This is a genomic window from Corynebacterium xerosis NBRC 16721 = ATCC 373 (assembly GCF_001552415.1).
GTDB lineage: Bacteria > Actinomycetota > Actinomycetes > Mycobacteriales > Mycobacteriaceae > Corynebacterium > Corynebacterium xerosis.
In genome coordinates this window covers 36,011-48,494 of the sequence record NZ_BCRD01000005.1, presented here as the reverse complement: position 1 = coordinate 48,494, position 12,484 = coordinate 36,011, and the positions used below count along the sequence as shown (strand labels likewise).

The following is a 12,484-nucleotide window of genomic DNA, read 5'->3' as shown; positions in this document are numbered from 1 at the left end:
CCGACGGTTGGCCCCCTGGCCGATTGCGGTAGCGTGAACGCCGCAACGAAATGATTCGCCCGACGGAAGGAACCCCGATGTCGCGACCCGACAACTCCGGATACGACCCATTCGATTCTGGCGGGTCCCCTCAAACGGGTGGCTCCGGATATGGCGGAGGTTCCGGTTACGGCGATGGCTCCGGATACGGGGGCGGCTCGGGCTACGGCAATGGCTCCGGATACGGCGGCTACTACTCGGCCCCGTCCGGCAACCCCCACGCGGCGCCCGGGTTCCCCGGTGGCCAGCCGAACGTGTCCACGGGCACGGGGCTGGCCGTCTCCGCTCTGGTCCTCGGGCTGTTGTCCGTGGTCACCGCGCCGATTCTCATCGGTGGCCTGCTGGCGATCATCGGCATCATTCTCGCCTTCTTCGCCCTGCGCACTGGCTCGAAGGCGCGGAAGCTCGGGTCCACCAGAACCGGTGGCACCACCGCGATGTCGGTCATCGGCATCGCCGCCGCCATCGTCGGGCTTCTCATTTTCGCGTTCATGGTGTGGGCGGTCGTCGTGGGCGGCGGTGCCGCAATGGACTGCCAGCACCTCATCGACAATCAAACTGCCTTCGACGCCTGCGTCGAGGAATCCCTCATGGGACGCCTCGGCCTGAACTGACGGCGAGGGGCGTCGCCGTCCGGCGAGGTGCTGCGCCAACCACGCGCATCACGCACCACCCGCTTCACCAGCGTCCGCATCACCACCACCCGCATCATCCGTCCACCATCCCCACCCAGGAGCACCACGAACATGAGCAACCCCGCCACCGACGGTTACGGACCCGACGGAATCGACGGTTCCGCCGTCGGCCGCCAGCTCGGGCTGATCTCGCTGGCCATCGGCCTCGGCGCGCTGATCACCTCGGCGTTCATCATCGGAGCCCCGTTCGGCGCCGTGGCGGTGGCCCTGGGCCTCATCGCGATCGTCAAGTCCATCGGCGCCCACCGCCGCATCGAGGCCGCCGGCCGCGAACCCCGCACGGGCGGCGCCTTCGGCATGGGCCTGATCGGCGTCATCACGGGCGGACTGGCCATCGCGATTTCCCTGGCGCTGCTGGTCGCCGCCAACAACATCGTCGAAGAAGCCGACAAGGCCTGCGGCCACCTGGACAAGACCACGGCCGAGTACGCCGACTGCCTGCGCGAGAACACCGCCCAGTAACCACGCCGGACCCTCCCCGGCAGCCCCCGAGAACCGGAGAACCTGATGGACCAGCGGCCCGTCGTCAAGCACACGCCTTCCTTCCACCACACGGGCGTGAAGGAACGCATCCTCGCGCCCGACGTCGCGCGGGGGTTCATGCTCCTGGGCATCGCCGTGGCCAACGCCGTCACCGCGTGGGTGATCATGGGCTCGTCGGCGACGGGGGAGAAGCGGACCCTGCCCACCGACGCCGCGGTGACGGTGATCAACGACGTGCTGGTCCACACCCGCGGGCTGCCGATGTTCGCGACGCTGTTCGGTTACGGCATCGGCATGCTGGTCATGCGCGAATACGCCCGCGGCGTGCCGTGGCCCGCGGCCCGGGGCCTGCTGCTGAAGAGGTACGCGTGGCTGGCGCTGTTCGGCGTCGTCCACGCGGTTTTCTTCTTCTTCGGCGACATCCTGCTGACCTACGCGCTGCTCGGGCTGGTCGTGGCGCTGATGGTGCCGCTGAAGAACAAGACGCTGCTGTGGATCGCCGGGGTGCTGGCCGTGCTGTCCGTCGGGTCGGCGTTCCTGTTCAGCGGCATCGCGCAGTCCTTCGGCGGCGGCGCCGGCGCCGACGTCTCCGCCATGGACGACTTCGGCCTGGGCGACGGGTACGTGGGACAACAGCTCGTCGTCGGCGCCATCACGGTGGTGACCGTGCCCTTCATCGTGATCATGGCCGGTCCGCAGTTGTTGGCGCTCATGCTCGTCGGGCTCGTGGCGGCCCGCATGCGGGTGCTCGAGGACGCCGAGGCGCACAAGAAGCTCCTGATCACCGTCGCCGCGGTCGGCGCGGGCGCGGCGGTGGTGACGGGCGTGTTGTCGGGACTGTCGAAACTCGGCGCCATCGGCGGCAGCTGGGCGCAGGCGCTGAGCCAATCCGCCGGTCTGCTGGCGGGCCCGGGCCTCATCGCCCTCATCGCATTGCTGTGCATGCCCGTGCAGCGCCGCATTCGGGCGGCGGCCGCGCAGGGCAGTGCGCTGACGCCGCCCCTGCCGCTGGCGATGATGCAGGCGCTGGGGCAGCGATCGATGTCGGGCTACGTCGCCCAGTCGGTGTTCTTCCTCGTGCTGTCCGCGGCATGGATGCTGGATCTCTTCTCCGGCGAGTCCGTCACCATCGTCAGCCTGTGGGCCACCGGCGTCTGGCTAATCACCCTCATCGCCGCGTGGCTGCTGGCCACGGCGGGCAAGCCCGGTCCGCTCGAAACCCTGCACAGGCGGCTGACCTACGGGCCGAAGGGCTGACGGGGCGGGGCGGCGTCGTAAAGCGGTCCTATGACGGGCCGGTGATAAGAGGGGGCCCTGAATCGGTTATGGTCGATCTGTATCACGTTCAGGCCCGCGCCGTGACCGGTTTCACCCGGCGATTTCCGGCGCCCGCGTAGAAGGGGAGCGCCGACCGCAATGTCGACGAAGAACGCCACGACGGCGAAAACCACGGGAGGCGCGGCGGCGGAACCGTCGCCGGGCCAGAAGGACCGGGGCATTGGCCCCCGCGAACTGTTCCGCAGGCGCTTCGGCCTGATCACCGGCATCGTCCTGGCGCTGGCGGTGTACTTCTTCATGCCGTCCGACCTCGACCACATGCTGCGCGGCACGGCGGCCATCGCCGTGCTCATGGCCGCATGGTGGATGTCGGAGGCGATCCCGATCTCCGTGACCGCCCTGCTGCCGCTGGTGCTGTTCCCGGCGCTGGGCATCGCGGAGATCGGCGACTTCTCCGGCCAATACACCGCGCCGACGATCTTCCTGTTCATGGGCGGATTCCTGCTGGCTCTGGGCATGCAGCGGTGGAACCTGCACCGGCGCGTCGCGCTGTGGGTGCTGGTGGCCATGGGGTCGTCGCCGAAGATGCTGGTCCTCGGGTTCATGATCGCCACCGGCTTCCTGTCCATGTGGGTGTCCAACACCGCCACCGCCGTCATGATGCTGCCCATCGGCGTCTCGGTCCTGTCGCTGATCGTCGGCATGCTTCGCGACGAGGCGAAGGCGGGGAAGGCCGGGGCGTCGTCAAGCGAAGAGCTTTCCGACGGCGCCGCCGAGATGCTCGACGCCGAATCCGATGCCGCCGCGGCCGAGGACGCCGACGGGGAGAAGGGCTACGAGCACTCCACCGACGTCGAACCGAAGTCGAACTTCGGCATCGCGCTTATGCTCGGCATCGCCTACGCGGCGTCGATCGGCTCGCTGGGCACGATCATCGGCACGCCGCCGAACGCGATGCTGGCGGCGTACATGGCCGAGCAGGGCGTCAACATCGGCTTCGGCCAGTGGATGCTCGTCGGCGTGCCCGTGGCCGTGATCCTCATGGCCGCGGCATGGTTCCTGCTGACCAACGTGCTGTTCAAGCCCGAAATCGACCACATCCCCGGCGGCCGCGACCTGATGCGGCAGGAGCTGCGCAAGCTCGGCCCCATGTCGGCCGGCGAGATCCGCGTGCTCGCGGTGTTCGTCATCGCCGCGCTTTCCTGGGTGTTCGTGCCGGTGTTCTGGCCGGAAACGATGATCGCCGACGCCGTCATCGCCATGGCGGTGGGCATCGCCATGTTCCTGATCCCCGGCGGGCCCGACGGCGTGAAGCTCATGCGCTGGGAAGACGCGCTCGAGCTGCCGTGGGGCGTGCTCCTGCTCTTCGGCGGTGGCCTGGCGCTGTCGACGCAGTTCACCGAATCCGGCCTGTCCGACTGGATCGGCGAGCAGCTGTCCGGCCTCGGCTTCCTGCCGTTGGTGCTGTTGGTGGTCGTGGTCGCGCTGGTGGTGCTGGTGCTGACCGAATTCACCTCCAACACCGCCACCGCGGCGACGTTCCTGCCGCTGGTCGGCGCCATGGCCATCGGCCTGGGCATGGACCAGATGCTGCTGGCCGTGCCGGTCGCGTTGGCCGCGACGTCGGCGTTCATGATGCCCGTGGCCACCCCGCCCAACGCCATCGCCTACGGCTCGGGTTACGTGTCCATGGGCAACATGGTGCGCGCCGGCATCTGGCTGAACATCGTGGCGCTGGTCGTGATTTCGGCCGCGTCGATGACGCTGCTCGGCTGGGTCTTCGGAGTCGTCTACTAGGTCGCGGAGTTTCCCCGGGGCCTTTGGCTCGACGACGGGGCGGCGCACCGATTGTCCGGTGTGCCGCCCCTTTTTCATGTCCGCGTGGGGAATGGGAAAAGGCCGCCCCCTCACCAAGTGCGGTGCGGGGACGGCCCGGTATCCGTCGTCAAGCGGCCCTACTCCAAGTAGTCGCGCAGAACCTGCGAACGCGACGGGTGGCGCAGCTTCGACATCGTCTTCGACTCGATCTGGCGGATACGCTCGCGCGTGACGCCGTAGACCTGGCCGATCTCGTCGAGCGTGCGGGGCATGCCGTCGGTCAGGCCGAAACGCAGGCGGACCACGCCGGCTTCGCGCTCCGACAGCGTCTCGAGCACATCGCCGAGCTGATCCTGCAGCAGCGTGAAGCTCACCGCATCCACGGCGATGACGGCCTCCGAGTCCTCGATGAAGTCGCCGAGCTGGCTGTCGCCCTCATCGCCGATCGTCTGGTCCAGGGAGATGGGCTCACGGGCGTACTGCTGGATCTCCAGCACCTTCTCCTCGGTGATGTCCATCTCGCGGGCCAGCTCCTCCGGAGTGGGCTCGCGGCCCAGATCCTGGAGCAGCTCACGCTGAATGCGGCCGAGCTTGTTGATGACCTCGACCATGTGCACCGGAATGCGGATGGTGCGGGCCTGATCGGCCATCGCGCGGGTGACGGCCTGACGGATCCACCACGTCGCGTACGTCGAGAACTTGTAGCCCTTGGAGTAGTCGAACTTCTCCACCGCGCGAATCAGACCCAGGTTGCCCTCCTGGATCAAATCCAGGAACGCCATGCCACGGCCGGTGTAGCGCTTGGCCAGCGACACCACCAGTCGCAGGTTCGCCTCGAGCAGATGATTCTTCGCGCGCTGGCCATCACGGGAAATCTCGCGCAGGTCGCGGCGCTGGGCATGGGCCAGACGCTCGCCGGCCTCCTTGGCCATGTCGATCTTGTACTGCGCGTACAGGCCGGCCTCGATGCGCTTGGCCAGCGACACTTCCTCCTCGGCGGTCAGCAGCGCGACCTTGCCGATCTGCTTGAGGTAGGCGCGGACCGAGTCGGCCGAGGCGGTGAGCTCCGCATCCTTGCGGGCCTGGCGCAGAGCCGCGGACTCGTCCTCGTTCCACACCTCGTCGACGGTGTCGGCCTCTTCCTCTTCCTCATCATCGGAAGCGGTGACGCCCTCATCGAGCTCCGGGTCGAAATCTCCGTCGATCGCGAGGTCCGAGTCGTCCTCGATTTCCTCGTCCTCGGCACCCTCCGCAGCCTGCGCGTCCTTCGCCTTCGCGCTGGTCGCCTTCGCGGCCGTCTTCTTTGCGGCGGTCTTCTTCGCGGTGGTCTTGCGGGCCGTCGTCTTCTTGGCGGCCGTCTTCTTCGCCGCCGCCTTCTTGACGGTCTTCTTTGCGGCGGTCCTCTTTGCCGCGGCCTTCTTCGCCGGCGCGGCCTTCACCTCCGGAGCCTCGGCCGGGACCTCCGCACCGGCAACCGAACCAGCCGACTCCGCCGGAGCAGCCGAATCGGGCGCAGCGGACTTCGCCGGCGCCGCCTTCTTGGCCACGGTCTTCTTGGCCGCCGTCTTCTTAACGGCCTTCTTGATCGCCTTCTTCACGGCCTTCTTGGCCGGGGTCGGCGAGTCGGCTGCGCCGCCCGCGGTGCCCTGACCGTCCGGCTGTTCAGATTCGTTGGCTGTCACGAAAGCCCTTTCACGATGATGTCGATTGCCGCCGGCGTGCCGGGGTGAACCGGTGCGCGGCCCCGAAAACCCGGTCCGGGTAAACGGGGGACGGGACGCCTCAAGAGCGCCACCGCCGGCCAAATGCCTGCAATGTCGATGTTTCGTGCCACGGATCTCGGCTGCCGTATCGCGGGGTTCGGTCGCGCCGCCCCGGCTTCGTCATGTTCAACCGTCCGTGAATCAACTCCCCAGTGTAACCCAAAGAGGACAGGGACCCCGGCGCGCCCCCGTGCGAGGGTTGCGCCGGGTTCCCGCGAATCAGGGCAGCAGCCCCTGCTCGGCGGCCAACGCCGCACCCGCGATACCGGCGTTGTTGTGCAACTTCGCCGGAACCACCGGCGTCTTGCAATCCAACAGCGGCACCCACTTCTCGTGCTTGCGGCTGATGCCGCCGCCGACGACGAACAACGTCGGCCAAAACAGCGCCTCGTACGTCCGCAGCACCTTCGAGACCCGCTTCGTCCACTTCTTGTACGACAGATCCTCGCGCTCCTTCACCGCCGCGGAAGCGATGTGCTCGGCCTCCTCGCCGTCGATGATCAAATGACCCAGCTCGGAGTTGGGGTACAGCAGGCCGTCGTGAAGCAGGGCCGACCCGATGCCCGTGCCGAACGTCAACAGCACGACCGACCCCTGTCGGGCGTGGGCGTCGCCGAAACGGGCCTCCGCCAGACCTGCGGCATCGGCGTCGTTGAGCACGTGCACCCGATTGTCGGGAAGGTGGCGGCCGAACAGCTCGCGGCAATCCATGTCGACCCACGAGGGATCGATGTTCGCGGCCAGCAGCGCCGTCTGATCGCGCACCACCGACGGCAGGGTCACGCCCACCGGCCCGGTCCACTCGGCGATCCGCACGATCTCCGCGATGGTCTCCGCCACCGCGTCCGGCGTCGCCGGCTGCGGCGTCAGGATCTTGATCCGCTCGCCGACCAACTCCCCGGTATCCAGGTCGACGACTCCTCCCTTGATGCCGGAACCGCCCACGTCCACGCCAAAACCGATGTTGTCTGCCATATGGCCGATCATACGAAAAGGGGGACAATGGCCCCATGAACGACAACGCCGCCGAACCCGCCTTCACCCGCGACATCGACGATCTCCGCTCCATGTCGGTCCTTTTGGCCTCCGCGGCCGCCGACCACATCCGCGCCCGCCGCCTCGAGTTGGGCGTCGGCGGCGGTCGAGCGGAGGGCACCGGCGTCAAATCCAGCCGCGTCGACCCGGTCACCGTCGTCGACCGCGAATCGGAGGCGCTGATCCGCCGCCTGGTGGCCTCCCTGCGGCCGGGTGACGCGGTCTTCGGCGAAGAAGACGGCGGTGCCGCGGCCGTGCCCGGCGGCGTCCGCTGGATCGTCGACCCCATCGACGGAACCGTCAATTTCCTCTACGGCATCCCCGCATACGGGGTGAGCGTGGCGTGCGAGGTCGACGGCCGCATCGTCGCGGGTGCCGTCGCCGACGTCGCCGGCGGCCGCGTTTTCCATGCCGGCCTCGGCGCGGGCGCCGTCGTGCGCACCGTGGACGGGCGGGAGGAAACCCTGCGCTGCTCCGCGCCCGATGACCTGGGAGTCTCGCTCGTCGCCACGGGATTCGGCTACGACTCGACGCGCAGGGCGACGCAGGGCAGGCTGGTCGCCGATTTGCTCGGCGACGTCCGCGACATCCGCCGCATCGGCTCCGCGGCCCTGGACCTCTGCCTGCTCGCCGCCGGTGCGGTGGACTGCTACTTCGAGCACGGCCTCAACCTGTGGGATTGGGCTGCGGGCGCGTTGATCGCGGGGGAGGCGGGCGCCGTCGTGAAGCTCCCGGATCCGGAAGCCGCATCCGCGGACGGCGAACTGGTCGCGGCATCCGCGCCGACCGTCGCGGAGGAATTCTTCGGGGCGCTGGACGCGCGCGGCGCGCTGGGGCCGATCAGCAGGTGCGGCCGCTGAGCGACTGCAGGGTCGAGGCGTCGACGCCCTCGCCGGACTGCAGGGTCTCCATGGCCGAACGCACGGGGCCGGAATCGTCGAGCCCCCGGAAGCCGGTGCCCAGGGCGACGTCGACGGACCCGTCCTCCCGGCCGTCGTGGACGAGTTCCAGGCACGGGAACACCGCGTGCAGCGTGGCTGCGTGGGCCGTGAACGCCGGGCCGAATCGCAGCTGGCCGTAGCAATCCAGGTCGAGCCCGGGGGACAGCGGGTCGTTGCCCACCGGGTTCGCCGGCACTGCCGCGAAGCCTAGGGAAACCAGGCCCTCCGACACCTCCGTCGCCTGCCCCGACTCGCCGTTGGCGTTGAGCACCCGCACGGGGATGTCGCGCGGCGCCGCGGGGGCCTCGCCGATCAGGTCCGCCGCCGAGACGACGGCACCGGCGTCGGGGCGTTCGCACACGACGCTGGTGGCCTCGACCGTCCGGGTGAAAACGACGGTCCAGGCGATGACCGCGGCCACCGCGACGACGGCGACGATGATGCCGTAGGGGAGGAACCTGCGGGGCGCGGGGAGGTCCGGCTGACGGTGCGTCATGGGGCCAATGCTAACCCGGCGCAAGTGCAAGGCATTCACTTGATGTCGCAGAACTCCGATTTTCCGGTGTTGACCAGGGGATATGACAGATTCTGAGAATTCACCTAATATCCGCGAAGAACCACGGTGCAACACACGGTGTGCCGCGATCCCCTTTGGAGGAGGGCCTAGAACATGGCTGTCGATTACGATTCGCCCCGTACCCGCGAGGACGAGGACATCGCCACCGACTCGCTCGAGGGCCTGCAGGCCGCCGGCGACGACGCCCGCATCGCCGATGACGATGACGGCGAGATCGTGGAGCCCTACGAGCTCCCCGGTGCCGACCTGTCCGGCGAGGAGCTGGAAATTTCCGTCGTGCCGCGCCAGGACGACGAGTTCACCTGCGGTTCCTGCTTCCTGGTGCAGCACCGTTCGATGCTCGCGCACGACCCGGGCGACGGTTTCCCGATCTGCCGCGACTGCGCGTAGCAGGCAGCCGTCGGGTCCCGCCGCGACGCGACTTCGCTTGACGACGACGCCTCGCACGACCGATCCGCTGGATCAGTCGTGCGGGGCGTCGTCGTGCAAGGGGCGCGATCGTCCGGCGCGTCAGGCGCTTCGGCGGTCCTTGCCCAGGAAGGCGTCGAGAAGCTCTTCGGGCCTGCGCGTGGACACCAGCCAATAAGGGGTCGGGTCCTCCGGATCATCCAGCACCAGCAGCACCATGGTGCGCACCCAGCTGTGGGTGACCAGGAACGCCGCGGGGTCGAGCTGGCGGCCCAGGGCGTTGCGGTGCGCGGACTCGGGGACCACCAGCGACTTGGACACCACCGACGCCGGCAGCACCGCCGTGCCCGCATGCAGCCAGCGTTCGCCGGATCCGTCGACCTCGACCGAGACCTTCGTCTTCGACAGAGTGACCAGGATCCATAGGCCGATGAGGGTGATGATCGACCCGCCGATGATCAGCCAGATGATGCTGCGGTTGAACGCGATCTGGGCGGTGCAGACGATGATCGCAGGAATGGCCAGGGCCCAGTACCACCAGGGCACCCACAGACGTTCCCGGTAGATGATGTCGCCGTCGGCGGCCGTCGCGGTGCTGTTGTTCGAGGTGCTCACGGGTGCCCATCCTACCCGGGGTGGTCCGGGAGTCGATCGGGGTGCCGTATCGTCTGGGGGCGTGAACGACGACCAGCAGCGAAATCAGAAACGAAGCGGCGACCACGGCGGCCCGGACCACGGGTTCCCCCCGGTGCTCGTGCGCCTGTTGACGGCCGATGCCGTCGCCCCCGTCCGGGCTCATCACGACGACGCCGGCGTGGACTTGTCCTCCGCCGAGGATCTGGTGCTCGAACCGGGCGAGAGGGCGCTGGTCGGCACCGGCATCGCCATCGCCCTGCCCGCCGGGACGGTGGGTCTGGTCCATCCCCGTTCGGGCCTGGCGGCGCGCGCGGGACTGTCGATCGTCAACGCGCCCGGCACCGTCGACGCGGGGTACCGGGGCGAGATCAAGGTCAGCCTGATCAACCTCGATCCGCGGGAGCCGATCACCATCGCCAAGGGCGATCGCATCGCCCAGCTGCTGGTGCAGAAGGTCGAACTCAGCCCGTTCGTCGTCGTCGACGAGCTCGACGACACCGAGCGCGGGGCCCGCGGGCACGGTTCCACCGGCGTCGGCGGTTTCGCACCGCGCGCCTGAATCGGAGCTGGACCCGGCCCCGATCCTGCCCCGATCCTGCCCCGATCCCGGGGCCGATCCCGGGCCCCGGCCGCGCGGCAGCCGTTACGCTGAAGCATGGTGCGCGAAACAACGCCATAATCGACGACACGATCAGACGACACTGTCAGACGACATTAGGGAGACCATGGCCATGTGGCCCTTTGGCAACAAGAAGAACGATGACCGGGAGCGCGACGACGCAGCCGCCGCCGATTCCGCGACCGTCGACCGCGGCACCGTGAACCCGGTGGGCGAGGTCCGCGAGGACGGCCTCCAGCCGCTCGAACTCGGCCCCTTCGACATCGCCGACGCCAAGCCGGAGGAGTTCGACTTCTCCGACTTCGCCAAGGCCAGCGTCAACCTCGGTTCGGTTCTGCTGGCCGTGCCCCACGTCGGCGACATCCAGGTGGAGATGGGTCCGCAGGGCCCGACGATGCTCCATGTCGTCACCACCGCCGGCCGCATCACCCCGGTCGCCTTTGCCGCTCCGACCTCCGGCGGCCTGTGGGGGACCTCCGGCCGCGAGATCGCCGAGGGCCTGGAAAAGGACGGGCTGGAGGTGCGTTTCGAGGATGGCCCGTGGGGCGATGAGGTCGTGGGCGTCCGCGACGACATGCAGATGAGGATCATCGGCGCCGATGGGCCGCGCTGGATGATGCGCCTGACGCTGTCCGGCCCCACGGCTTCCGCCGATGAACTCGCCGAGATCGGCCGCGGCATCATGGCGCGCTGCTTCGTCAACCGCGGCGACAACCCGATGCCCGCCGGCCAGCCGCTGCCGGTGACGCTGCCGGTCGCCATGGCGGAGCAGCTCCGCCAGGCCTACGCCGCACAGCAGCAGGGCCAGCAGGGGCAGGCACAGCCGCAGGGCGGCGCCGCGCCCCAGGGCAACCCCGGGGAGTAACGGGTCGCATCCCCGCGCCCACCCCGCACGCCCCGTTTCACCTAGATCCAGGAGGATCACCGCATGACCACACCGGCCACCCACCCCACGACCATCGAAGCGGTCGTCGACCGGCCGGCGCACGGCGGTGAATCGATTGCGCTGCTCGACGGGCGCGTCATCCTCGTCCGCGGCGCCATCCCCGGCGAAAGCGTGCGCATCACGCTCGACGACGCCGACGCGAAGCTGTGGAGGGGCGTCGCCACCGAGATCCTCGAACCCTCTCCGCACCGCATCGAGCCCGCGTGCGAGGCGGCGGCGGCCGGCGCGGGGTGCTGCGACCTCGGCTTCGTCGATCCGGCCTTCGCGGTCGAATTGAAGAAGGACGTGCTTCTCGACGGCCTGCGCCGCATCGGCCGCTTCGACACGTCGGAGCTGCCGGAACCCACCATGACGGCGCTGCCCCCGGCGACCGGCTGGCGCACCCGCATCCGTCTCGGCGTCGACGACGCCGGCCGCGCCGGTCTGCGGATGCGCAAATCCCGCGACCTGGTGACGGGCGTGGCCTGCGCCCAGAACGTCGACGGCCTGATGGACGGCCTCGGCGAGGAGGGTGCCGCGCCGGCCGGGGGAGAGCTCCACGTCGTCCGCGACGCCGATGGGAAGCGACATGCGCTGCACGTCATCGGCAAGGGCCGCAAGCGCCGCGTCACCCAGGTGGAGGGCGACCCCGTGGCCGTGGAACGCGCCGGCGGCCGGGAATTCCGCGTGCCAGTCGACGGCTTCTGGCAGGCCCACCGGGCCGCGGCCGACCATTATGTCCGCCGCATCGGCGAGCTGCTGCCGGCCACGCCGGGCGGTCGCGCCTGGGACCTCTACGGGGGCGTCGGCGTCTTCGCCGCGGCACTCGCCGACATCGTCGGCCCCGACGGCAAAGTGACGTCCGTCGAGACGTTCGCGGACGCAGCCTCGGTCGGGCGCGAGGCGCTGGCCGACCTTCCCGTGGAATTCCGCACCTCCCGCGTGGAGGCGGCCGTCGGCAAGCTGGGGCACAAGGTGGATCTGGTCGTGCTCGACCCTCCGCGCACCGGTGCCGGCGACCAGACCATCAGGGCGATCGCCGCGGCCCACCCTTCCCGCGTGGTCCACATCGGCTGCGACCCCGCCACCTTCGCCCGCGACGCCCGGACCTGGGCCGACAACGGGTACCGCATCGATTCCCTCGAGGTCGTCGACGCGTTCCCGGGCACCCACCACCTGGAAACCATCGCGGTTCTGGTCCCCTCGAAGTGACCCGGGCGGGCGACTCGCGAGGGTCGCCTTACCCGCGAGCCCGAGGTGAACGACC

13 protein-coding genes are annotated in these 12,484 nt (G+C 69.2%); 9 read left to right on the top strand and 4 right to left on the bottom strand.

Annotated features, from left to right (window positions below; genetic code table 11):
- Positions 1–77 precede the first annotated feature (77 nt).
- The 4 genes from CX1_RS12625 (at position 78) to CX1_RS08975 (ending at position 4,292) form a co-directional block, all read left to right on the top strand.
- Positions 78–653 carry a hypothetical protein gene (locus tag CX1_RS12625; RefSeq protein ID WP_060925551.1) on the top strand — a complete coding sequence of 192 codons (576 nt, stop codon included), beginning with the start codon at positions 78–80 and terminating at the stop codon, positions 651–653.
- Between the two features lie 132 nt (positions 654–785).
- A complete protein-coding gene (locus CX1_RS08985) occupies positions 786–1,196 on the top strand; it encodes a hypothetical protein (RefSeq protein WP_046649816.1) in 411 nt (136 codons plus the stop codon).
- A 45-nt stretch (positions 1,197–1,241) separates the two neighbouring features.
- On the top strand, positions 1,242–2,474 hold the full coding sequence (locus CX1_RS08980; RefSeq protein WP_060925550.1) for a DUF418 domain-containing protein: 1,233 nt from the start codon (positions 1,242–1,244) through the stop codon (positions 2,472–2,474).
- A 159-nt stretch (positions 2,475–2,633) separates the two neighbouring features.
- A complete protein-coding gene (locus CX1_RS08975; RefSeq protein ID WP_046649815.1) occupies positions 2,634–4,292 on the top strand; it encodes an SLC13 family permease in 1,659 nt (552 codons plus the stop codon).
- Positions 4,293–4,450: 158 nt separating this feature from the next.
- On the opposite strand, the gene CX1_RS08970 is transcribed toward CX1_RS08975, so the two are convergent.
- Positions 4,451–5,995 carry an RNA polymerase sigma factor gene (locus CX1_RS08970; protein WP_046649813.1) on the bottom strand — a complete coding sequence of 515 codons (1,545 nt, stop codon included), beginning with the start codon at positions 5,993–5,995 and terminating at the stop codon, positions 4,451–4,453.
- Positions 5,996–6,295: 300 nt separating this feature from the next.
- On the bottom strand, positions 6,296–7,051 hold the full coding sequence (ppgK, locus tag CX1_RS08965) for a polyphosphate--glucose phosphotransferase (RefSeq protein ID WP_113569989.1): 756 nt from the start codon (positions 7,049–7,051) through the stop codon (positions 6,296–6,298).
- Positions 7,052–7,086: 35 nt separating this feature from the next.
- On the opposite strand from ppgK, the gene CX1_RS08960 reads away from it, so the two are divergent.
- Positions 7,087–7,971 (top strand): inositol monophosphatase family protein, encoded by an 885-nt coding sequence (locus CX1_RS08960; protein WP_060925549.1) that lies wholly within the window; start codon positions 7,087–7,089, stop codon positions 7,969–7,971.
- Here the strand turns inward: CX1_RS08960 and cei are convergent.
- Positions 7,952–8,548, bottom strand: a complete 597-nt coding sequence (gene cei / locus CX1_RS08955; RefSeq protein WP_046649811.1) for an envelope integrity protein Cei — start codon at positions 8,546–8,548, stop codon at positions 7,952–7,954. The two genes, CX1_RS08960 and cei, sit on opposite strands and share 20 nt — an antisense overlap.
- A gap of 174 nt (positions 8,549–8,722) precedes the next feature.
- Between cei and CX1_RS08950 the strand changes: the two genes are divergently transcribed.
- Positions 8,723–9,019 carry a DUF4193 domain-containing protein gene (locus tag CX1_RS08950; protein ID WP_046649810.1) on the top strand — a complete coding sequence of 99 codons (297 nt, stop codon included), beginning with the start codon at positions 8,723–8,725 and terminating at the stop codon, positions 9,017–9,019.
- Positions 9,020–9,139: 120 nt separating this feature from the next.
- On the opposite strand, the gene CX1_RS08945 is transcribed toward CX1_RS08950, so the two are convergent.
- On the bottom strand, positions 9,140–9,652 hold the full coding sequence (locus tag CX1_RS08945; protein WP_046649808.1) for a DUF3093 domain-containing protein: 513 nt from the start codon (positions 9,650–9,652) through the stop codon (positions 9,140–9,142).
- Between the two features lie 133 nt (positions 9,653–9,785).
- On the opposite strand from CX1_RS08945, the gene dut reads away from it, so the two are divergent.
- From dut to CX1_RS08930, 3 genes are all read left to right on the top strand, one after another.
- The gene (dut, locus tag CX1_RS08940) at positions 9,786–10,232 is read left to right on the top strand and encodes a dUTP diphosphatase (protein WP_046649859.1); all 447 of its coding nucleotides are present in this window, start codon (positions 9,786–9,788) and stop codon (positions 10,230–10,232) included.
- A gap of 166 nt (positions 10,233–10,398) precedes the next feature.
- The gene (locus CX1_RS08935) at positions 10,399–11,157 is read left to right on the top strand and encodes a DUF3710 domain-containing protein (protein ID WP_113569990.1); all 759 of its coding nucleotides are present in this window, start codon (positions 10,399–10,401) and stop codon (positions 11,155–11,157) included.
- 63 nt (positions 11,158–11,220) lie between these two features.
- Positions 11,221–12,429 (top strand): class I SAM-dependent RNA methyltransferase, encoded by a 1,209-nt coding sequence (locus CX1_RS08930; protein WP_060925548.1) that lies wholly within the window; start codon positions 11,221–11,223, stop codon positions 12,427–12,429.
- Positions 12,430–12,484 lie beyond the last annotated feature (55 nt).